At 72.3% G+C, this 21,581-nt stretch carries 17 protein-coding genes; 7 read left to right on the forward strand and 10 right to left on the reverse strand.

What is annotated here, in order from left to right; all coding sequences use genetic code 11:
• Positions 1-11: 11 nt before the first annotated feature.
• From V7Q31_RS07940 to bchF, 4 genes are read right to left on the reverse strand one after another with little or no spacing between them, the layout of a single operon-like run.
• Entirely contained in the window at positions 12-3,746 is a 3,735-nt protein-coding gene (locus tag V7Q31_RS07940; RefSeq protein WP_333833176.1) for a magnesium chelatase subunit H, read from the reverse strand.
• Positions 3,721-5,301 (reverse strand): ferredoxin:protochlorophyllide reductase (ATP-dependent) subunit B, encoded by a 1,581-nt coding sequence (gene bchB / locus V7Q31_RS07945; protein ID WP_333833159.1) that lies wholly within the window; start codon positions 5,299-5,301, stop codon positions 3,721-3,723. The genes V7Q31_RS07940 and bchB overlap by 26 nt, the downstream gene beginning before the upstream one ends.
• Positions 5,298-6,572 (reverse strand): ferredoxin:protochlorophyllide reductase (ATP-dependent) subunit N, encoded by a 1,275-nt coding sequence (locus V7Q31_RS07950; protein WP_333833160.1) that lies wholly within the window; start codon positions 6,570-6,572, stop codon positions 5,298-5,300. Before V7Q31_RS07950 ends, bchB begins: the two co-directional genes overlap by 4 nt.
• Complete coding sequence (gene bchF, locus V7Q31_RS07955; protein WP_333833161.1) at positions 6,569-7,135, reverse strand: 2-vinyl bacteriochlorophyllide hydratase; 567 nt, start codon at positions 7,133-7,135, stop codon at positions 6,569-6,571. The genes V7Q31_RS07950 and bchF overlap by 4 nt, the downstream gene beginning before the upstream one ends.
• A gap of 522 nt (positions 7,136-7,657) precedes the next feature.
• On the opposite strand from bchF, the gene V7Q31_RS07960 reads away from it, so the two are divergent.
• Positions 7,658-8,518 (forward strand): cobalamin B12-binding domain-containing protein, encoded by an 861-nt coding sequence (locus V7Q31_RS07960; protein ID WP_333833162.1) that lies wholly within the window; start codon positions 7,658-7,660, stop codon positions 8,516-8,518.
• A 53-nt stretch (positions 8,519-8,571) separates the two neighbouring features.
• A complete protein-coding gene (ppsR, locus tag V7Q31_RS07965; protein ID WP_333833163.1) occupies positions 8,572-10,017 on the forward strand; it encodes a transcriptional regulator PpsR in 1,446 nt (481 codons plus the stop codon).
• A 4-nt stretch (positions 10,018-10,021) separates the two neighbouring features.
• Here ppsR and V7Q31_RS07970 read toward each other — a convergent pair whose 3' ends face one another.
• From V7Q31_RS07970 to V7Q31_RS07980, 3 genes are read right to left on the reverse strand one after another with little or no spacing between them, the layout of a single operon-like run.
• The gene (locus V7Q31_RS07970) at positions 10,022-10,855 is read right to left on the reverse strand and encodes a carbon-nitrogen hydrolase family protein (RefSeq protein ID WP_333833177.1); all 834 of its coding nucleotides are present in this window, start codon (positions 10,853-10,855) and stop codon (positions 10,022-10,024) included.
• Between the two features lie 2 nt (positions 10,856-10,857).
• A complete protein-coding gene (gene grxC, locus V7Q31_RS07975; RefSeq protein WP_333833164.1) occupies positions 10,858-11,112 on the reverse strand; it encodes a glutaredoxin 3 in 255 nt (84 codons plus the stop codon).
• Positions 11,113-11,129: 17 nt separating this feature from the next.
• Positions 11,130-11,903 (reverse strand): ComF family protein, encoded by a 774-nt coding sequence (locus V7Q31_RS07980; protein ID WP_333833165.1) that lies wholly within the window; start codon positions 11,901-11,903, stop codon positions 11,130-11,132.
• A 57-nt stretch (positions 11,904-11,960) separates the two neighbouring features.
• Between V7Q31_RS07980 and V7Q31_RS07985 the strand changes: the two genes are divergently transcribed.
• The 5 genes from V7Q31_RS07985 to V7Q31_RS08005 all read left to right on the forward strand — a co-directional run bounded on the left by V7Q31_RS07985 (position 11,961) and on the right by V7Q31_RS08005 (position 17,124).
• Positions 11,961-12,872 (forward strand): methyltransferase domain-containing protein, encoded by a 912-nt coding sequence (locus V7Q31_RS07985; RefSeq protein ID WP_333833166.1) that lies wholly within the window; start codon positions 11,961-11,963, stop codon positions 12,870-12,872.
• 70 nt (positions 12,873-12,942) lie between these two features.
• Positions 12,943-13,833 (forward strand): bifunctional methylenetetrahydrofolate dehydrogenase/methenyltetrahydrofolate cyclohydrolase FolD, encoded by an 891-nt coding sequence (folD, locus tag V7Q31_RS07990; protein ID WP_333833167.1) that lies wholly within the window; start codon positions 12,943-12,945, stop codon positions 13,831-13,833.
• Positions 13,834-13,853: 20 nt separating this feature from the next.
• On the forward strand, positions 13,854-15,113 hold the full coding sequence (locus V7Q31_RS07995; RefSeq protein ID WP_333833168.1) for a CaiB/BaiF CoA transferase family protein: 1,260 nt from the start codon (positions 13,854-13,856) through the stop codon (positions 15,111-15,113).
• 69 nt (positions 15,114-15,182) lie between these two features.
• Entirely contained in the window at positions 15,183-16,097 is a 915-nt protein-coding gene (locus V7Q31_RS08000; RefSeq protein ID WP_333833169.1) for a flavin reductase family protein, read from the forward strand.
• A gap of 121 nt (positions 16,098-16,218) precedes the next feature.
• On the forward strand, positions 16,219-17,124 hold the full coding sequence (locus V7Q31_RS08005) for a diguanylate cyclase domain-containing protein (RefSeq protein WP_333833170.1): 906 nt from the start codon (positions 16,219-16,221) through the stop codon (positions 17,122-17,124).
• A gap of 7 nt (positions 17,125-17,131) precedes the next feature.
• Here the strand turns inward: V7Q31_RS08005 and gcvP are convergent, their stop codons facing one another.
• The 3 genes from gcvP to gcvT are packed head-to-tail and all read right to left on the reverse strand — an operon-like array spanning position 17,132 to position 21,550.
• Complete coding sequence (gene gcvP / locus V7Q31_RS08010; RefSeq protein WP_333833171.1) at positions 17,132-20,041, reverse strand: aminomethyl-transferring glycine dehydrogenase; 2,910 nt, start codon at positions 20,039-20,041, stop codon at positions 17,132-17,134.
• 4 nt (positions 20,042-20,045) lie between these two features.
• Complete coding sequence (gene gcvH / locus V7Q31_RS08015) at positions 20,046-20,414, reverse strand: glycine cleavage system protein GcvH (RefSeq protein WP_333833172.1); 369 nt, start codon at positions 20,412-20,414, stop codon at positions 20,046-20,048.
• On the reverse strand, positions 20,411-21,550 hold the full coding sequence (gene gcvT / locus V7Q31_RS08020; RefSeq protein WP_333833173.1) for a glycine cleavage system aminomethyltransferase GcvT: 1,140 nt from the start codon (positions 21,548-21,550) through the stop codon (positions 20,411-20,413). Before gcvT ends, gcvH begins: the two co-directional genes overlap by 4 nt.
• Positions 21,551-21,581 lie beyond the last annotated feature (31 nt).

Raw genomic sequence — 21,581 nt, forward strand, 5'->3', positions numbered from 1 at the left:
GGTCTCCTTCTCTATTCCGCCGCGACGTTTGTCGCGGGGCCGACGCCTTCGAGGCGGTCTTCGAGTTCTTCGCCGGCGCGCCGCAGCGCGTCGAGCGTTTCAGGGTCGGGCGCCCAGTACTGGCGCTCATGGGCTTCGATCAGCCGGTTGGCGAGCCGCGCCGAGGCTTTGGGGTTCAACGCGGCCAGCCGCTCGCGCATCGCTTCGTCGAGCACGAACGTCTCGGTGACGCGCTGATAGACCCAAGGGTCCACGGCGCCGGTGGTCGCCGACCAGCCGACCGTGTTGGTGATGCTCGCCTCGATCTGGCGCACGCCCTCATGGCCGTGCTTGAGCATGCCTTCGTACCATTTCGGGTTGAGCATCCGCGTGCGGGTCTCGAGCGCGACCTGCTCGGACAGCGTGCGCACCTGGCCCGCGCCGCGGGTCTGGTCGCCGATATAGGTCGGCGCGGCTTCCCCGCGGGCGCGCTTCACGGCCCGCCCGATGCCGCCCAGCGTGTCGAAATAGTGGTCGATGGTGGTGACGCCGAGTTCGACCGATTCGAGGTTCTGATAGGCGAGATCGACTTTCGCCAACACGCTCTGCAGCAGCTCCGGCTGGGCGGCGGGGACGCCGTCGCGGCCATAGGCGAAGCATTTGCGCTTCTGGTAGGCGTCGGCGAGTTCGTCCTCGTCGTCCCAGGCGCCGCTGTCGACGAGCTGGTTGACGTTCGCCCCGTAAGCCCCGTCGGCGTTTGAGAAAACCCGCAGCGCCGCAGTCTCCAGATCGCAGCCGCGCTCGGCCATGTGCGCCAAAGTGTTGGCGCGGATGTAGTTCATCTCCAGCGGCTCGTCGGCTTCGGAGGCCAGATAGGCCGCCTCGGCCAGCATCTTGGTCTGCAAGGGCAGCAGGTCGCGGAAGATGCCCGACAGCGTCGCCATCACGTCGATCCGCGGGCGGCCGAGTTCGGCCAGCGGGACGAGTTCCGCGCCGCAGACGCGGCCATAGCCGTCGATGCGCGGGCGCGCGCCCATCAGCGCGAGCGCCTGCGCCATCGGGCCGCCTTCGGTCTTGAGGTTGTCCGCGCCCCACAGCACCAGCGCCACAGTGCGCGGCGGCTGGCCGCCGCTTTCGACATGGCGGGCGATCAGCCGCGCCGCCTGCTGCGCGCCGTCCTTCATCGCATAGGCGGAAGGGATGCGGAACGGGTCGAAGCCGTGCAGGTTGCGCCCCGTCGGCAGCACGTCGGGCGCGCGCAGCAGGTCGCCGCCCGGCGCGGGGCGGATGAAACGGCCGTCGAGAGCGGCGAGGATCGCCGGGCTCTCATGATCCTCGCCGAGCATCCGCGCCGTGTCGGCGAGCCGCCGCAGCATGTCGAGATCGACCGGCCCGCCGGCGCGGCGCGCCGCCTGTTCGGGGCTCGCGCCATCTGCCAGCGCCAGCAGCGCCGCATGCGGCGGGCGCACGCCCGAGGCGGCCTCGGCGATCGCCTCCAGCATCTCCGCGCGTTCGACGACGCTCGGCGCTTCGCCGACGATGTGCAGCCCGTGCGGGATAAGCTCGTATTCCAGTTCGAGGATCCGGGTCGTCAGCGCGCCGATCTCGGTCTCCGGGGCGTCCCAGGCGGGCTCGGAGGGGGCGAGGTCGACCGCCGCCGCTTGCGCCTGGATCAGTTCGGCGAGCTGCGCGCGCTCGGCGACCGCCTCGGGGGGCGCGGCGCGCCAGCGGTCGAGGGAGGATTTCAGGTCGATCAGGCCGCGATAGAGGCCTGCGGTCGCGAGCGGGGGCGTGATGTAGCTGATCAGCGTCGCCGCCGCCCGCCGCTTGGCCAGCGTGCCTTCGGAGGGGTTGTTGGCGGCGTAGAGATAGAGGTTGGGCAGATCGCCGATCAGCCGGTCCGGCCAGCTGTCGCCGTCGAGGCCGACCTGCTTGCCCGGCATGAACTCCAGCGCGCCGTGAGTGCCGAAATGCAGCACCGCATGGGCGTCGAAATCCTCGCGAAGCCATTGATAATAGGCGTAGAAGGCGTGTGTCGGCGCGAGCCCGCCCTCGAACATCAGCCGCATCGGGTCGCCTTCGTAGCCGAATCCCGGCTGCACGCCGACGAACACGTTTCCGAACTGCGCGCCGAGGATGAAGATGTCGCGCCCGTCGCTGAGCTGGCGCCCCGGCGCCGGGCCCCATGCCGCCTCGATCTGCGCCAGATGCCGCGCGCGGCGCACATGCGTATCCGCCGACACCCGGGCGTGCACGTTGGCGTCCTGTCCGAATTGCCCGGAATTGCCGCCGAGCACGCGGTCGCGCAGGGCGTCGACGCTCGCCGGAACGTCCAACGTGTAGCCTGCAGCCTTCAGCGATTTCAGCGTGTTGAAGAGCGACTCGAAGACGCTGAGGAAGGCCGCGGTCCCCGTCGCCCCGGCGTTCGGGGGGAAGTTGAACAGGGTGATCGCGACGCGCTTGTCCGCGCGCGCCGTGCGGCGCAGCCGCACCAGCCGCGCCACACGCGCGGCGAGCATCTCGGCGCGCTCGATGCAGGCGTTCATGTCGCGCGCGCCGGCCCCGCCGGAGAAGTCGCACCGCCGGTCGCAGCCCTCGCAGCGCCCCACGCCGCAGGACCGCCCGCCGAAGACGGTCGGGCTGGTGGCGCCGTCGAGTTCGGGGATCGCGACCATGATGGTCGATTCGATGGGCGTCAGGCCCCGCGCCCCCGTTCGCCACGCCTCCAGCGTCTGGAACTCGAGCGCGTGGGCCGCGAGATATGGCACGTCGAGCGCGCCGAGCAGCTTTTCGGCGGCGCCGCTGTCATTGTAGGCGGGGCCGCCGACCAGCGAGAAGCCGGTGAGCGACACCACCGCATCCACCACCGGCCGCCCGTCCTTCATGAAGAACTTCTCGACCGCGGGCCGCGCGTCGAGCCCGCTGGAGAACGCGGGCAGCACGTTGAGCCCCTGCGCCTCGAGCGCCGCGATGGCGCCGTCGTAATGGCGCGAGTCGTTGGCGAGCACATAGGAGCGCATCACCAGCAGCCCGACTGTTCCGGCCGTCCCCTTCGCAGGCAGATCGGCGGCGTTCTCGGTGATCCGGCCTTTCACCGCGGGGTGGTAGAGCGCGATCTCGGGATAATCGACCGGGTCCGCAGCCGGCGCAGTCCCCGTGTCGAGCCCGCCGTAACGGCCGACGAGGAAGCGCAGCATGTTCGCGATGTTTTCGTCGGAGCCCGACAGAAAATACTGCATCGTCAGAAAATAGGCGCGCAGATCCTGCGCCTTGCCGGGGATCCATTTCAGGATCTTCGGCAGCCGCCGCAGCATCGCCATCTGCCCCGCGCCCGACGACCCGCCCGCCTTGGGCTTGCCGCGCAGGCGCTTGAGCAGCGCGAGCGGCCCGGTCTGCTCGACGCTCATGTCGAGCCGGCCCGCCTTCGTCAGCTTCACCACTTCGCCCGCCGACAGGCAGCAGAACATCGCCCGGCAGTGCTCGCGCCGCGCCTGCAGCGCGGGCAGGATCGCGCGGATGTGGTCGTCCATGAACATCATGCAGGCGACGACGATGTCCGCCCGCGCGATGTCGGCCTTGCAGGCGGCCAGCGCCTCGGGCTCCGCCGCCCATTCCGACGCCGCATGCAGCGACACCGACAGCCCCGGCGCCTCGCGCGCCAGTTCCGCCTGCGCGCGCGCGACAGACGCCGTCAGGTGACCGTCCAGCGTGACGATCGCGACGCTGAGCCGGGGCGCAGCCTCAGCGCGCGAAATGGGCTTTTGCATCATAGAGTGTCTCGACGGTGATGGACCGGATGCCGCGTTCGGCGGCGAAGGCTTCGGTGTTGCGGCGGGCCTTGCCGCGCACGAAGAACGGGATCTTCTTCAACTCCTTCTCGGCGTCGGGTTTCCAGAGGATCGGCCCTTCGGCTTCCGCCGGGGCGGTAGAGGCCGGCGCGACTTCGGCTTCGGCTTCGACTTCGGCGGGGGCGGGGGCCTCAGCCTCCGGCGCGCCCTGACGGCGCGCGCCGTGCAGGTGCGACGGCCCCGCTTCGTCGTGGAACTCGAAATCGTCGCGGAACATGTGCAGCAGATGCTCCTCCAGACCCATCACGAGCGGGTGGATCAGCGTGTCGAACAGCACATTCGCGCCTTCGAAGCCCATCACCGGGGCGTAGCGGGCGGGGAAGTCCTGCACATGCACCGGCGCCGAGATCACGGCGCAGGGCAGGCCAAGGCGCTTCGCGATGTGGCGCTCCATCTGCGTCCCCAGCACCAGTTCCGGGTGCAGTTCGGCGATCTTCGCCTCGACTTCGAGATAGTCGTCGGTGATCAGCGGCTCGACGCCGAATTTCTTGGCCGTGTCGCGCAGGTCGCGGGCGAATTCGCGGTTGTAGCAGCCGAGGCCGACCAGCTCGAAGCCCATCTCCTCCACCGCCACCCGCGCCATCGCGCAGGCATGCGTCGCGTCGCCGAAGACGAAGACGCGCTTGCCGGTCAGGTAGGTGCTGTCCACCGACCGGCTCCACCACGGCATGTTGGCGGGCTGGCCGAGCAGCGCCGGCGCCGGATCGACGCCTGCGAGCCTCGCGACTTCCTCGATGAAGTCTCGCGTCGCGCCCATTCCGAGGGGGACGACTGTCGTGCGCTTCTGGCCGAACTGGCGCTCCAGCCAGCGCGCGGCGCTGTCGGCGATTTCGGGATAGAGCACCACGTTGAAATCCGCGTCGCCGATGCGGGCTATGTCGGCGGGCGCGGCGGTCATCGGCGCCACCACGTTCACCGCGATCCCCATACGCTCCAGCAGGCCCCGGATCTCGCGCAGATCGTCGCGGTGGCGGAACCCCAGCGCGCAGGGGCCGAGGATGTTGCAGCGGGGCCCGCCGCCGGTGCGTTCAACGGGTTGCGAGAGACGGCGCACGATCTGGTAGAACGTCTCCGCCGCGCCCCAATGCTCCTTCTTCTGGTAGGAGGGCAGCTCCAGCGGCACCACGGGCACCGGCAGGTCCATGCCTTCGGCCAGCCCGCCGGGGTCGTCCTGAATGAGTTCGGCGGTGCAGGAGGCGCCGACCAGCAGCGCCTTGGGCGCATGGCGCTCCACCGCGTCGCGGCAGGCGGTCTTGAACAGGTCGGCGGTGTCCGACCCCAGATCCTGCGCCTGGAAGGTGGTGTAGGTCACCGGCGGGCGGTGGTCGCGCCGCTCGATCATCGTGAACAGCAGATCGGCGTAAGTGTCGCCCTGCGGCGCGTGCAGCACATAATGCACGTCCTTCATCGCAGTGGCGATGCGCATCGCCCCGACATGGGGCGGGCCTTCATATGTCCAGACCGTCAGCTTCATACGCGCAGCCTCGCGCGGCGGTCGAGCGGGCGGACGAACAGCTCGGCGAGGTCCGCCGCCTGCTCGAAGCCCTGGATCGGCGTGAATACCAACTCGATCGCCCATTTCGTCGTGAGGCCCTCGGCCTCGAGCGGGTTGGCGAGGCCGAGGCCGCATACGGTGATGTCGGGGCGCTCGGCGCGGCAGCGGTCGAGCTGGCGCTCGAGGTCCTGGCCTTCCGACAGCCGCGCCTCGGCGGGCAGCAGGTCGAGTTCCGCGGCCATGTGCTCGCGGTGCAGATAGGGGGCGCCGACTTCGGTCGGGATCATCCCGCATTCGCGCGCCAGGAACCGCGCGATCGGGATTTCCAGCTGGCTGTCGGGGAAGAAGAACACGCGCTTGCCGCGCAGTCGCTCGGCGCGCCGCGCCACAGCCGCCTCCGCCCGCGCGCGCGGCGCGGAGATCGCGGCCTCGAAGCGCTCGGGCGCGACGCCCATCGCCTGCGCGCCCGCGCGCAGCCAGGCCGCCGTCCCTTCCGCGCCGAGCGGGAAGGGGGCTGGCAGGCGGGTCGCGCCGCGCTTCTCCAGCAGCCGCGCGGTCTCGGCGAGGAAGGGCTGCGCCAGAAGCATCTGCGTGTTCGGCCCAACTTCGGGCATCTCGCCGGCATTGCGCGCCGGCATGAAGCGCACCGGCCCCGCGCCCATCTCGCCGAACAGCCGCGCGAACTGGTCCTCCACGACATCCGCCAGCGCGCCGACGATCAGCAGCTCGCGCGCCTGCGTCTCGCCCAGCGTGGGGACGAGCGCGGCGAGGCACGCATCCTCGCCCTGCGTGAAGGTCGTCTCGATGCCCGAGCCCGAATAGTTGAGCACGCGCGTGCGGCCCTGATGCGCGACGCTGAGGCGCTCGGCGGCGCGGCTGAGGTCGAGCTTGATGACTTCGGAGGGGCAGGAACCGACCAGAAACAGCAGCTTGATCTCGGGGCGGCGCGCCAGCAGCTGCGTCACCACCCGATCGAGCTCCTCGTTCGCGTCGGCGAGGCCCGCGAGGTCGTGGTCGTCGATGATCGCCGTGGCGAAGCGCGGCTCGGCGAAGATCATCACGCCGGCCGCCGACTGGATCAGATGCGCGCAGGTGCGGCTGCCCACCACGAGGAAGAACGCGTCCTGGATTTTCCGGTGCAGCCAGACGATGCCTGTCAGCCCGCAGAACACCTCGCGCTGGCCGCGCTCGCGCAGCACCGGGCGGTCGGCGCAACCCGCGGCGGTCGAGCGGGCGTCGAGCGGGCTCATCGCGCGCACTCCGCCATCATCCGCGCCTCGGCGCGCATTTCGTCCGCCATGGTCTCTGCGGCGCCCTGGAGCCGCGCCTGCCGCAGCTTCCAGAGGAACTGCGCGGCGTTGACCACGTAAATCGCATAGGCCGCCAGCGCGACGGCGAGTTGCTGGGCGGGCGTCCCCCAGCCGTTCAGCAGCAGGACCAGATAGAGCGTGTGGAGCGCGATCACCCCCATGCTCACCACGTCCTCCCAGAAGAATGCGGGCGCGAACAGCCACTTGCCGAACACGACCTTCTCCCAGATCGAGCCGGTGACCATGATCGTGTAGAGGACAAGCGTCTTGACGACGACCGAGGCCGTCGCCGCCCACAGCCCTTCGCCCGTCCACAGATAGCGCAGCACCAGCCCGAGGCTGACGAGAAAGACGAGGAACTGCAGCGGCGCGAGAACGCCCTGAACGGTGGTCCACGCCGTGGCGTCGCGGCGGGCCCGCTCGGCGGGCGTGTACAGCGCCGCGCGCGCGCGCTTCGGGCGCGGCTGCGTGCGTCGCTGGCCCTGAGCTGCGGCGGGCGCCATCGGTCCGTCTCCTCCTGAGCGCTTTGTCGTTGCTGGGATGCTAGGCGTCGGCAAGGCGAGTGTCAACTAAACATGACGTTCGGTTGCGCTGACGCAGTGGGCTGCGGCGTCGACGCCGCTGCGGGATGGCGGAGGGGCCGGGCCCGGGCGCGGGCCTCGCCCCGCGAATCGCGACGCGTGCGGCGCCTTGCCTCAGTTTCCGCGACATTCCGTCAACTTGCGCGCAGGATTGGGGCATTTCCGTCGGGTCTGACTTCTGGCGTCGACTCGGCGCGAGCATCTGAGTGCTCTTGGCGTTGGCGCCAAGATAGGGCGTCGAGCGCGTCGGAAGACCGCGCAGGCGCCGCCGTCTGTAAATCGTCGTTGACACATGAGGGCGATCCGCCGCATTTTAGCGTGCCGACGCCGGGCGCTTGACCGGCGCCGGCGTTCGGCAGGCGCCCGCCAAGAGGCGTCGGTCGGCGCGGCCCGACGGCGGTCCCGAACGCGCCGCCCCCGCTCCGGCGACTGGAGGAGCATGGGATGGATGTGAGCCGCACCGCCGCCGCCATGCGCGACCGCGACTCGGACGCGGAGTCTGCGCGAGGGTTCGGCGCGCTCGGCCTCGATCCCTGCGCGCCAAATCGGCGCGACCCTGGACAGGACAGCCTGCGCGCCCTCGTCGAAAGCGCCGTCATCCCGATGCTGCTCCAGCGCTGCCGTCAGCCCGAAGCGCCGCGCCGCGCCCCGCCGCCCAGCGCCGTCGACGCGCTGGCGCGGGGCGCGCTCGCGCGCGACGGCGCTGCGGCGTCGGCGCTGGTCGCCTCGCTCTATTCCGAGGGCGTCGACGTCGAGTCGCTCCTCAACGACCTGATCGCGCCCGCGGCGGTGCGGCTCGGCGAGTACTGGCACGCCGACGCCGCCGATTTCGTCGAGATCGCGCTCGCCTCGCAGCGGCTGCTCGCGATCACCCGCGCGCTCGGCGAACAGCTCGAACATCTCCATCCCGCCCCTGTCGGCGCGCCGCTCGCCATCGTCGGCTCGCCGGCGAACGAGCGCCATGCGATGGGGGCGCTGATCGTGGCCAACAGCTTCCGCGCCGCCGGTTGGCGTGTGCGCGAGGCGCCCGGGGCCGAGGCGGCGGAGCTCGCCGAGGCGGTGCGCGCCGAGCATGTCGCGCTGGTCGGTCTGTCGGTCTGCTCCGAGCGCGCCCTCGCGGCGCTGCCGCAGACCGTCGCGCTGCTGCGGCGCGCCTCGCGCAATCGTCGGTTGATCGTCACGATGGGCGGGGCCGCGCTGTCGCCGAACCCCGCTCTGGGCGAAGGCGCCGGAGCCGATTTCGTTGCGCGCGACGCGCGCGACGCGGTCGCCAGGGCGAAATCATGCTTGTCACATTCGGGATAATCCTCAACAACAACCCTCCGAGGACCCTGTCCAGGAGCTAGGCGCACCGCAGCATGCAACGGCCCGTCGCCATAGACCCGATCAGCCCGTTCCGCACCCCGGAGACGACCTTCGGGCTGTTCGGCGGGCCGGCGGCGGCGATGGCGGTCGTGGCCGCCTGCGACGTGGCGCTGGTGCTCGACCCTGAGGGCGTGATCGTCGATCTGGCCCATAACGGCGTCGAGTTGTCGCGCGAGGGGCTGTCGGACTGGGTCGGTCGCCCGTGGCGGACGCTCGTCGGGCCCGACAGCGTCGCAAAAGTCGACGAGATGCTGGCCGGCGCGGCGGGCGGTCCCGCGCTCACCCGCCGCCAGATCAACATGATCACCCCGAACGGGGCGGAGCTGCCGGTCAGCTTCGCGACGACCCCGCTCGCCGAAGGCAGGCTGCTGGCGCTGGGGCGCGAGATGCGCAGCCTCGCGGCCCTGCAATCGCGCCTCGTCGAAGCCCAGCACGGCGTCGAGCGCGAATACGCCCGGCTTCGCGACGCCGAGATGCGCTACCGGCTGCTCTTCCAGATGACGCCCGAGCCGTTGATGATCGTGGACGCCGCCACCCGGCGCATCGCCGAGGCCAACCCGGCCGCCGAGCGCATCCTCGCGCCGCAGGGCAAGCGGCTGGTCGGGCGGGTGTTTCCGGTGGGCGTGGACAGCGCCGACCTGCTCGAGCTCGAACGCCTCGTCGCCCGCGCCCGCGCCACCGGTCGGGCGGAGGGCGTCTCCGCGCGGATGCCCGACGGATCGCAGGCGGAGATTTCGGCGGCCCTGTTCCGGCAGGACGCGAGCGCCTTCCTGCTGGTGCGCGTCGGCGCCGGAGCGCGGGGCGGCGCGCAGGCCGACCACGAGGCGCGCGCCGCCGCCGCCATCCTCGGGGCGGCGCCGGAAGGCTATGTCGCGACCGATGCGGGCGGGGTGATCCGCCACGCCAATCTCGCCTTCCTCAACCTCGCGCAACTCGCCACCGAGGAGCAGGCGCTGGGCGAATCGCTCGAGCGCTTCCTCGGGCGGCCCGGCGTCGATCTGGCGGTGCTGATGTCCACCCTGCGCGAGAGCGGGTCGGTGCGGCTTTTCTCCACCAGCCTGCGGGGCGATTTCGGCTCGATGGTGGAAGTCGAGATCTGCGCCGCCCGCGCCGCCGGCGCCGGGGAGGATGCGGGCGAGGGGCCGGGCGATCTGTTCGGGTTCCTGATCCGCAATGTCGACCGGCGCGGCGCCGCGCGACCCGAGATCGCCATGCCGCGCAGCTTCGACCAGCTGACCGAGCTGGTGGGCCGCGTGCCGCTGAAGGACCTCGTGCGCGAGACCACCGACGTGATCGAGCGGCTGTGCATCGAAGCGGCGCTCGAGCTGACCGGCGACAACCGCGCCTCCGCCGCCGAGATGCTCGGCCTCAGCCGCCAGAGCCTTTACGTGAAACTGCGCCGCTACGGGCTCGGCGACCTCGATCAGGGCGAGGGCTGACGGCTCAGGGGCCGGTGAAATCCCGGTCGTGGCGCAGCGCCGGGATGCGCCGGCGGGCCGCCTCGACCTGCGACAGGTCCAGGTCGACCAGCGTCGCGCCCGGCGCCTCGCGGCCATCGGCCAGAACCTCGCCCCAGGGCGCGACGGCAAGCGAATGCCCCCAGGTGCGCCGCGGCGCGCCGCCGTCGGCGCGGGGATGCGCGCCGCATTGCGCCGGCGCCAGCACGAAGCATCCGGTCTCGACGGCGCGCGCCCGCAGCAGGACTTCCCAATGCGCTTCCCCTGTGGGCGGGGTGAAGGCGGCGGGGACGGTCAGGATCGAAGCCCCCGCCTGCGCCAGCGCGCGATGCAGCGCCGGAAAGCGCAGATCGTAGCAGATCGTCATGCCCAGCCCGCACCATGGCGTCGGCGCGAGCACGGCGCGGTCGCCGGGGCGGAAGGCGGCGCTCTCGCGCCAGGTCTCGGTCTCCGACACGTCCACGTCGAACATGTGGATCTTGTCGTAGCGCGCCCGGATCGCGCCCTGCGCGTCGATCAGCAGCGAGCGGTTGGCGAAGCGCCCGTCCGGGTCGCCCGTGCGCAGGGCGAGCGAGCCGATCAGCAGCCAGATTTCCAGCTCCGCCGCGACCGCGCGCAGCCGCGCCAGAGTCGGGTCGTCCTGTTCGAGGCGCAGCAGGGCGCGGCGGCGGTCTGCGTCGGAAGTGACGATGTTGGTCACCTCCGGCGTCAGGACCAGCTGGGCGCCGCCCGCCGCCGCCTTGCGGATCAACGCTTCGGTCGCAGGGAGGTTCGCCTCGGGGTCGTCGGAGGCGGTGAGCTGGACGAGGCCCGCGCGCAGGATCACGCCAGCAGTCCGTCGAGCTTGCCCGCGCGGTCCAACGCGTAAAGCTCGTCGCAGCCGCCGATCGGCGCGCCCGCGATGAAGATCTGCGGCACGGTGCGCCCGCCATGGGAGCGCTTGGTCATCTCGGCGCGGCGGGCGGGGTCGCGCATCACGTCGATCTCCTCGAAGGCCGCGCCCTTCTGCGTCAGAAGCCGCTTGGCGGCGGCGCAATAGCCGCAGATCGGGGTGGTGTAGATTTCAACGCGCTTCATGCCGCCCTCCGCTCGTCTCACGCGCCAGTCATATGCGGTTCCGCGTCGCGCGCAACGCGGGCGAGCGCGAGGACCGCGACATCCGCCGCCCCCGCCGCCCGAAGCGCCTCGGCGCAGGCCGAGAGCGTCGCGCCGGTGGTGATCACGTCGTCGACCAGCAGCACGCGCGCGCCGCGCGCCAGCGGGGCGCGACGGGCGCGCAGGGCGAAAGCGCCGGCCATGTTCTCGATCCGCGCGGCGCGCCCGCGCCCCTCCTGGCTCGGCGTGGCGCGGCGGCGGATCAGCAGATCGGGCGCGAAGGCCTCGGGACGGCCCGCGCGCTGCGTCAGATGGCGGGCCAGCTCTGCGGACTGGTTGAAGCGGCGGAGCAGCAAGCGCGTCCAGTGCAGCGGGACCGGCGCGACGAGGTCGCACTCCGCGATCAGATCGCGGCCCGCGCGCTGCATCCAGCCGGCGGCCGTCCGCGCGATGTCGAGCCGGTCGGCGTGCTTGAGCGCCAGCGCCGCCTTGCGGATCGGCCCGCCATAAAGCGCCGCCGCCCGCCCGCGCGACCAGGCGGGCGGCCAGCGCGCGCACTGCTCGCAGACCAGCCGCTCGCCCGCCTCGGGGGCCCTTTCGGCGAGCGGCGCGCCGCACAGATCGCAGAACGGCGCGGCGATGAAGGCGGCCTCGGCGAAGCAGTCGGCGCAGAGCCCGCCCTGCGCCGCCGTTTCCGCCCCGCAGGCCGCGCAGACCGGCGGATAGAGCGCTTCGAGCGCCGCCCCCGCCACCGCCGACAGCCCTGTCCGCATCGCCCCGCCTTTCCCCGCGCGCGCCCCGCCGCTATCTGCCGTCGAGGAGGACCGTCCATGACCTCGCCGCCGAGCCTGTTCGACCGCCGCGCGCTGATCATGCGCCGCGACCGCGCCGCCGCAAGCGGCTTTCGCGACGCGGATTTCCTGCACGCCCGCGCGGCGGCCGAGATCGCCGACCGGCTCGGCGACGTCCCCCGCGCCTTTCCGAGCGCGCTGATCGTCGGCTCGGGCGGCGGCGCCTATGCGCGCGCGCTGCGGGGCCATGTGGGGGCTGAGGCGCTTGAGCAGGTCGAGCCCTCGCCGCGCCTTGCGGCGCTGGCGCGAGAGGTCGCGCCGACCACGGTCGGCGACGGGCCCGAGGCGGCGCAGGGCGGGCCGTTCGATCTGGTCGTCCTCGGGCTCGGCCTGCACGCCGAGAACGATCCGGTCGGGCTGCTGACCCGCATCCGCCTCGCGCTGAAGCCCGACGGGCTGCTGCTCGGCGCGACCCTCGGCGGGCGCACGCTGGCGGAGCTGCGCGCGGCGCTCGCCGAGGCCGAAGCGGCGGAGGAGGGCGGCCTCAGCCCGCGCGTCGCCCCTATGATCGACATCCGCGACGCGGGCGCGCTGCTCCAGCGCGCGGGCTTCGCCATGCCGGTCGCCGATCTCGACGGAGTCGACGTCGACTATCCCGACGCGCTCGCGCTGATGCGCGACCTGCGCGCGATGGGCGAGGCGAACGCGCTCGCTGAGCGCCGGCGCTGCTTCACCCGGCGCGCGACCCTGCTCCGCGCCTGCGCGCTCTACGCCGAACATTTTCCGGCGGGTCCGGGGCGCGTGCGCGCGCGCTTCGACATCGTGCATCTGTCGGGCTGGGCGCCGGCGCCGGGCCAGCCGGTCCCGAAGCGCCCCGGTTCGGCGACGGCGCGGCTGGCCGATGCGCTGGGGACCGTGGAGCGACCGGCGGGCGAGAAGCCGGGCGGGTAGGGCGCCCGCCGCTTGACCTCTCCCGCCCGCCCGCGTCATCTGCGGCGCGGATAACGACGGGAGAGGCCCCATGAGCGCGGCGATCATCGACGGCAAGGCGGTCGCGGCGGAGCTGGTCGCGCGCGTCGCCGAGGCGGCGGCGGCGCTGAAGGTCGAGGCCGGCGTCGTTCCGGGGCTCGCGGCGGTGCTGGTCGGCGACGACCCCGCCAGTGCGGTCTATGTGCGCAGCAAGGGCAAGCGCACGCGCGAAGCTGGCATGGCCTCCTTCGAGCACCGGCTGCCGGCGACGGCGACGCAGGCGGAGCTTCTCGACCTCGTCGCGCGGTTGAACATCGACCCACAGGTTCATGGAATTCTTGTTCAACTTCCCCTTCCACCGCAGATCGACGCGGCGGCGGTGATCGACGCGATCTCGCCCGCCAAGGATGTCGACGGCTTTCACGCGATCAATGTCGGGCGTCTCGCCTCGGGGCTCGAGGCGATGGTCCCCTGCACGCCGCTCGGCGCGCGGATGCTGCTGCGGCGCGCCCTGGGCGACATGAGCGGGGCGGAGGCGGTGGTGCTCGGGCGCTCCAACATCGTGGGCAAGCCGATGGCGCAACTTCTGCTCGCCGAGAACTGCACGGTGACGCTCGCGCACAGCCGCAGCCGCGATCTGCCGGCCCTGTGCCGGCGGGCCGACATCCTCGTCGCCGCCGTGGGGCGGCCAGAGATGGTGCGCGGCGACTGGATCAGGCCGGGCGCGACCGTGATCGACGTCGGCATCAACCGCGTCGCGGGGGCCGATGGCGGGTCGCGGCTCGTCGGAGACGTCGCCTTCGACGAGGCGATCGCGGTCGCCGGCGCGATCACGCCGGTGCCCGGCGGGGTGGGGCCGATGACCATCGCCTGCCTGCTCGCCAACACGCTGACCGCCTGCCGGCGCAGCCTCGGGCTGGCGTCGGCGACGCTGTTCGACTGACCCCTGAGACGAGGCGCCCGATGCCCCATCCCGACCTGCCGCACGGCCCGCTGCACGGGCTGCGGGTGCTCGACATGAGCCGGATTCTCGCCGGGCCCACCGCCGGCCAGCTGCTTGGCGACCTCGGGGCCGACGTGCTCAAGATCGAGCGCCCCGGAGCGGGCGACGACACGCGCGGCTGGGGGCCCCCTTTCGTGACCGACGCCGAAGGCCGCGAGACCCGCGAGAGCGCCTATTACCTCTGCGCCAACCGAAACAAACGCTCGCTCGCCATTGACATATCGAAGAAAGAGGGAGCCGACGCCGTGCGTCGGCTGGCGGCGCGCGCCGACGTTCTGATCGAGAACTACAAGCTCGGCGATCTGGCGCGGCGCGGTCTCGGGCCTGACGATCTCGCGGCGCTGAACCCGCGGCTCATTTATTGCTCGATCACGGGTTTCGGTCAGACCGGGCCTTATGCGGCCCGGGCCGGCTACGATTTCCTCGCGCAGGGCTATGGAGGGATCATGTCGGTGACCGGCGAGCCGGAAGCCGAGGGCGGGCGGCCGATGAAAGTCGGCGTCGGCATCGCCGATGTGATGTGCGGGATGTATGCGACCGTCGCGATCCTCGCGGCGCTGCGGGCGCGTGAGACGACCGGACGGGGCCAGCGCATCGACATGTCGCTGCTCGACAGCCAGATCGCCTGGCTGATCAATCAGGGCACGGCGCATCTGTGCGACGGGAGGGTTCCGGGGCGCCTCGGCAACGCGCATCCGACCATCGTCCCCTACGACACGTTTCCGGCGTCGGACGGCTGGTTCATCATCGCCGCCGGAAATGACGGCCAGTTCCGGCGATTGTGCGAGACCGGCGGGCGGGCGGCGCTGGCCGACGATCCGCGCTTTCTGACCAACGCCGACCGGGTGCGCAACCGCGACGCGCTGACCCCGCTTCTTCACGAGGTCACGCGGGCGCAGAGCAAGGCTTGGTGGATCGATGCGCTGGAACGCGTCGGCGTGCCGTGCGGTCCGGTCAACGACATCGCCGAGGCCTTCGCCGATCCGCAGGTCGTCCATCGCGGCGGGACGGTGCGGATGGCGCATCCCGCAGCGGGGTCGGGCGCGGTCGATCTGATCGCCAATCCAATCAAGCTGAGCGAGACGGAGATCACTTATCGCCACGCGCCGCCCTGCCTCGGCCAGCACACAGCCGAGGCCTTGCGCGAGGCGGGCTTCTCGGAGGCCGAGATCGCGGCGCTGGCGCAGGCGGGTGCGATCGCGGGCGACGCGCTTGGCTGAAGCGCTCGACGCGGGGCGACGGGCGGGCCATATGTCGGGCGCACCACGAGGCGGGGCGCGGGAGAGCAGATGACATCCGAAACCGACCCGGACGCCCGGCGCAGCGCGCTGCGGCGCGCCTTCGGGGCCTTTCCGACCGGCGTTACCATCGTCGCCACGCTCGACGCGCAGGGCGCGCCGACGGGGTTCACGGCCAATTCCTTCACCTCGGTCTCGCTCGATCCGCCGCTGCTGCTGGTCTGTCTGGCGCACAGCGCGGCGACCTATGCCGCCTTCGAGACGGCTGAGCACTTTGCGGTGAGCGTGCTCGGCGCGACCCAGCGCGAGGCGTCGCGCATCTTCGCCACGCGCGGCGCCGACAAGTTCGCGACGGTGCGCTGGCGCGCCGAGGCGACCGGCGCGCCGGTGATCGAAGGCGCGGCCGCCTGGTTCGACTGCGCGATGGAGCGACGGATCAAGGCGGGAGACCACACGATCCTGCTCGGGCGGATCGCCGCGTTCGGCGAGGCGTCGATCGAGCCGCTCGGCTACTGGCGCGGCGCCTATGTCGGCTTCGGACCGGAAGGCGGCGCGACCGCCCCGCGCGGCGGCGGCGTTCGGGTCAGCGCCATCGTGGAGCGGCGGCGCTCGGCGCTGTTGCGGATCGGACCGGACGGGGCGGCGGCGCTGCCTTCGGCTGACGCGTTTGGGCCTGCGGGCGCGCCGGGGAGCCTGCTCGGGCAGTTGGGCGCGGCCGGCGTCTGGGCGGAGCTGCCATTCGTCTTCGAGAGCTGCGACGCGGGCCACATGCATCACGTCGTCTATCGCGGCGCGGCGCCGGACGCGCCCGACCCTGCGCCGGGCTGGCGCTTCGCGCCGTTCGACGACCTCCCCCTCGCGCGGATGGCCCCGCACGAGGCGGCGACGCTGCGCCGCTACGTCGACGAACGCGCCGCCCACGCCTATGGGCGCTATGTCGGCGATCAGGGCGGCTGGGCGGGCTGAAATGGCGCGCGGCCGATCGGTTGACGGCGAAGCAACGCTTTTCTAACGCTGATCGCCGCAGGATCGGCGTCGCCGGCGGGGGGCTCCCGCCGAGGGTGAACGGCGCGGGGCGGAGCGGGCGATGCGGGCGCAGGACAGTCGGGCCGGGTTCTATCGCGCGTCGCGCCGGGTGTTTCCCAACAGCTACCGCGCCCGAGCGACGGTTTTCGCGGCCGTTGCGGCGGCGGCGCCTTTCGCGGCCTCCGGCGGGGCGGCGCTCGCCGGGGCGTCCGGCGCAGGCGCGGCGCTCTGGATGGCGGCGGGGGCTCTGGCCTCGGGTCTGGCGCTGCGGGGGCTGTGGCTCCTGCTGCGCCCACTCGGCCAGATCGCCGAAGCGCTGCGCCATGTCGGCGAGGGCGCGCGCGGCGGCGCCGGGTCTGGAGACGAGATCGCCCGCATATCGCGCGGGGTCGAGGCGCTGGGCAGGCGGCTCGAGATCGCGTCGCGCAAGGGCGACCCGTCGCGGCTCGACGATCCGCTGACCGGGCTCGCCAACCGCCTCAACGTGATGCGCCGCGCCCGCGACGAGATCGTGCGCTGCCGGCGCAAGGGGGCGCCGCTGTCGGTCGGGCTGTTCGAGTTGACCCATCTGGAGGAAGTGCGCGCCGGCGCGGGCGAACTCGCCGCCGACGAAGCGCTGCGCCGGGCGGCTGAGGCGCTGGCGCAGGCGTTGCGGGCCTATGACGTGGTGGGCCGCTGGGACGGCGCGATCTTCGTCGCGCTGATGCCCGAGGCGGAAGTGGAGCACGCCGTCTCGGCGATGCGGCGGGCGCGCGAGCATCTCGCCGTGACGCAGCGCGCGGCGGTCGGGGCGGCCCCGCTCGGCGCCGTGGCGGGGGTCGCAGTGCTGCAACCCGAGGATGCGACGCTCGCGGACATCGCGTCGCGCGCCGGCAAGGCGCTGGCGCGCGCGCGGGCGGGCTTCGGCGGGGGCGTCGAGGCCGCGCCGGGGCCGCGCACGCGCCCCGCGCAACTTTCGAGCGTCTGAGCCGCGCCTACTCGGCGGCTTGCGCGTAGGCCTCCAGCGGCGGGCAGGAGCAGACGAGCGCGCGGTCGCCCGCGACATTGTCCACGCGCCCGACGGGGGGCCAGTACTTGTCCTCGATCAGGCCCGGCGCCGGGAAGGCGGCCTTCTCGCGGCTGTAGGGGCGCGTCCACTCTCCCAGCAGCATGTCCTGCGTGTGCGGGGCGTTCTTCAGGACGTTGTCCTCGGGGTCGGCCGCGCCGCGCGCCACCTCGTCGATCTCGTCGCGGATTGCGACCATCGCGTCGCAGAAGCGGTCGAGTTCGGCGAGGCCTTCGGACTCGGTCGGCTCGATCATCATGGTCTCGGGAACCGGCCAGCTCATGGTCGGCGCATGGAAGCCGTAATCCATCAGGCGCTTGGCGACGTCCTCGACGCCGATGCCGGTCTCGGCCTTGATGGCGCGCAGGTCGATGATGCACTCATGCGCGACGCGTCCGTCGCGGCCCGAATAGACGACCGGGAAATGCGGGCGCAGCTTCGCGGCGATGTAGTTCGCGCTCAGGATCGCGACTTCGCTGGCGCGTTTCAGCCCCTCGGGGCCCATCAGCGCGATGTAGGACCACGAGATCGGCAGGATCAGCGCCGAGCCCCAGGGCGCCGCCGACACCGGGCCTTCGCGCGGGCCGGCGCCGGCTGCGGGGTTCACGCCGTCGATCAGCGGGTGGTCGGGCAGATGCGGCGCCAGATGCGCGGCCACCCCGATCGGGCCGACGCCGGGGCCGCCGCCGCCATGCGGGATGCAGAAGGTCTTGTGCAGGTTCATGTGGCAGACGTCGGCGCCGAAATCGCCGGGCCGCGCCAGCCCCACCAGCGCGTTGAGATTCGCGCCGTCGAGATAGACCTGCCCGCCCGCTGCATGGACCATGTCGCAGGCCTCGCGGATGCCCGCCTCGAACACGCCATGGGTGGAGGGGTAGGTGACCATCAGCGCCGCGAGCCGGTCGGCATGCGCCTCCACCTTGGCGCGCAGATCGGCGAGGTCGATGTCGCCCTGCGCGTCGCATTTCACCACGACGACCTGCATCCCGGCCATGATCGCCGAGGCCGGGTTGGTGCCATGCGCGGAGGAGGGGATCAGGCAGACGTCGCGATGGCCCTCGCCGCGCGCGCGGTGCCAGTTCCGGATGGTCAGAAGCCCCGCATACTCGCCCTGGCTGCCGGCGTTGGGCTGGAGCGAGACGGCGGCGAAGCCGGTGATCTCGGCCAGCCACGCCTCGAGATCCTCGAACAGGAGCTGATAGCCCTGCGCCTGCTCCAGCGGCGCGAAGGGGTGGAGATGGGCGAAGCGCTTCCAACTCAGCGGGATCATCTCGGTCGCCGCATTGAGCTTCATGGTGCAGGAGCCGAGCGGGATCATCGCGCGGTCGAGCGCCACGTCGCGCGCCTGCAGCCGGCGCAGATAGCGCATCATCTCGGTCTCGCTGCAATGGGTGTTGAAGACCGGGTGGGTGAGGAAGGCGCTGGTCCGCCGAAGCCCCTCGGGAATCGCGTCGGGGCGGGTCGGCGCCAGTTCGGCGTCGAGCGCGGCGAGCGAGAGCTTCCCATCCGCCTCGCGGTCGAAGACGCGCCAGAGCCGGGCGACGTCGCCCGCGCGGGTGGTCTCGTCGAAGCTGATCCCGATGCGGTCTGGGCCGGCCACGCGCAGGTTGATCCGCTCGGCGCGGGCGCGCGCGGCGATGCGGCGGGCCTGACCGGGGACGTTCAGCGTCAGCGTGTCGAAGAAGGCGTCATGGGCGACGTCGCAGCCGAGCCGCCGCAGCCCTTCGGCGGCGAGGACGGCGAGGCGGGCGACGCGGCGGGCGATCTGCGTCAGACCGTCCGGGCCGTGATAGACGGCGTACATCGACGCCATCACCGCCAGCAGCGCCTGGCTGGTGCAGATGTTGGACGTCGCCTTGTCGCGGCGGATGTGCTGCTCGCGCGTCTGCAGCGCCATGCGCAGCGCGGGCTTGCCGCGGCTGTCCACCGAAACGCCGATGATGCGGCCGGGGATGGCGCGCTTGTGCGCGTCATGCGTGGCGAAGAAGGCCGCATGCGGGCCGCCATAGCCCATCGGCACGCCGAAGCGCTGCGCCGAGCCGATGGCGATTTCGGCGCCGAGTTCGCCCGGCGGCGTCAGCAGCGTGAGCGCGAGCAGGTCGGTCGCGACCACGCCAAGCGCGCCCGCGCCGCGCAGGCGCGCGAAAACGGAGCGCCAGTCGCGGACCGCGCCGGAGGAGCCGGGATAGGAGATCAGCGCGCCGAAGACTGTGGAGGGGTCGAGCGTCGCCGGGTCGCCGACGACGACGCCGATCCCCATCGGCTCGGCGCGGGTGCGCAGCACGGCGATGGTCTGCGGATGCGTGTCGGCGTCCACGAAGAACGCCTGCGCCTTCGATTTCCCGACGCGCCGCGCCATCGCCATCGCCTCCGCCGCCGCCGTCGCCTCGTCGAGCAGCGAGGCGTTGGCGAGGTCGAAGCCTGTGAGGTCCATGACCATCTGCTGGAAATTGAGCAGCGCCTCGAGCCGGCCCTGGCTGATCTCGGCCTGATAGGGGGTGTAGGCGGTGTACCAGCCGGGGTTCTCCAGAACGCGGCGCTGGATCACCGAGGGCGTGACCGTGCCGTGATAGCCCATGCCGATCATCGAGGTGAACACCTCGTTGCGCGCCGCCACGTTTCGCAGGTCGTGCAGCGCGTCGCGCTCGGTGCGCGGAGCGGGGGTGGCGAGGGGGCGGCGGAGGCGGATCGCCTCGGGGACGGTCTGGTCGATCAGCGCGTCGAGGCTCGGGGCGCCCACGACCGCCAGCATGCGCTCGATCTCGGCCTCGTCGGGGCCGATATGGCGGCGCAGAAAATCCTCGCGCGCCTCCAGCGCGCTCAGGGGGAGGGCGGTCATCGCGTCAGCCTCCGATCAGGGCCTTGTAGGCGTCGGCGTCCATCAGGCCCGATAATTCGGACGGGTCGGCGATGGTCATGCGGCAGAGCCACGCCGCGCCTTCGGGGTCCTCGTTCAGCAGCGCGGGGTTGTCGGCGGGGTCGGGGTTGACCTCGGCGATCTCTCCGGTGATCGGCGCGTAGATCTCGGACGCCGCCTTGACCGATTCCACCGTGCCGCATTCGGCCCCCTTGGCGACCGCCTCGCCGGGGCTCTTCATCTCGACGAACACCACGTCGCCGAGCTGGTCGGCGGCGTGGCGGGTGATGCCGACAGTCGCGACGTTCCCCTCGACGCGGACCCATTCGTGATCTTCGGTGAAATAGACGCTCATGCTGCGGACCCTTGCTGTGCGCCGGCGGCGGCGCGCTTGTAGCGGTGCGGGACGAAGGGGCTTTCGACGACGCGGGCGGGCAGGGCGGCGCCGCGCACGATCAGCTCCAGCGCCGTTCCGGGCGCGGCGGCGCCGGCCTCGACGAGGCCGAGCGCGACCGGGGCGCCGATGGTGGGGCCGAAGCCGCCCGAGGTGATCCGCCCGACCGCGCGGCCTTCGACCCTGATCTCGACGCCCGCGCGCGCGGGGGCGCGGCCTTCGGGGCGGATCGCGACGAGCCGGCGTCTCGAGCCGTCCGAAAGCTGGCGCAGGATGATCTGCGCGCCGGGAAAGTCGGCGGCCTCGCGGCGGCGGCGCGGGATCGACCAGCCGAGGCCGGCTTCGGCGGGCGTGACGCCCTCGTCGATGTCCTGACCCCAGAGCGGCAGGCCGGCTTCGAGCCGCAGCGTGTCGCGCGCGCCTAGGCCGGCTGGGGCCACTCCCGGCTGGGCGAGCAGGGCCTCGGCGAAGGCCTCGGCCAGTTCGGGCGGGGTCGAGATCTCGAAGCCGTCCTCGCCTGTGTAGCCGAGCCGCGAGACGCGCAGGGCGGCGCCGCGCCACGGCGCTTCCGTCGTCTCCATGAAGGCGAGTGCGGCGGCCTGTGGGACAAGTGGCGCGAGCGCGGTCTCGGCGGCAGGGCCTTGCAGGGCGATCAGGGCGCGGTCGAGCGGCGCGATGTCGAGGTCCGGCAGCCGCGCGCGCAGATGGGCGATGTCGACTGCCGCGCGCGCGGCGTTGACGACAACGAAAAGATGATCGCCGGCATGGCTGACGATCAGGTCGTCGATCACCCCGCCTTCGTCGGTTGTGAACTGGGTGTAGCGCGCCTTGCCCGGCCCGAGCGTCGCCAGCGCGCCCGGCGCGACGCGCTCCAGCGCGCGCGCCGCGGCCTCAGGGTCGTCCGGGGATCGGAGCGCGACCTGGCCCATATGCGAGACGTCGAACAGCGCGGCGCGCTCGCGGCATTGGGCGTGCTCGGCGAGGATGCCGGCGGGATACTGGACGGGCAGCGACCAGCCGGCGAAGTCCACCATCCGACCGCCGAGCCGCGTATGGAGGTCGTGGAGAGGCGTGCGGCGAGGCGCGGTCGCGGTCATTGCAACTCCCGTGAGACGACGCGACTCCCAG

This window comes from Rubrimonas sp. (assembly GCF_036788415.1).
Taxonomy (GTDB): domain Bacteria; phylum Pseudomonadota; class Alphaproteobacteria; order Rhodobacterales; family Rhodobacteraceae; genus Rubrimonas.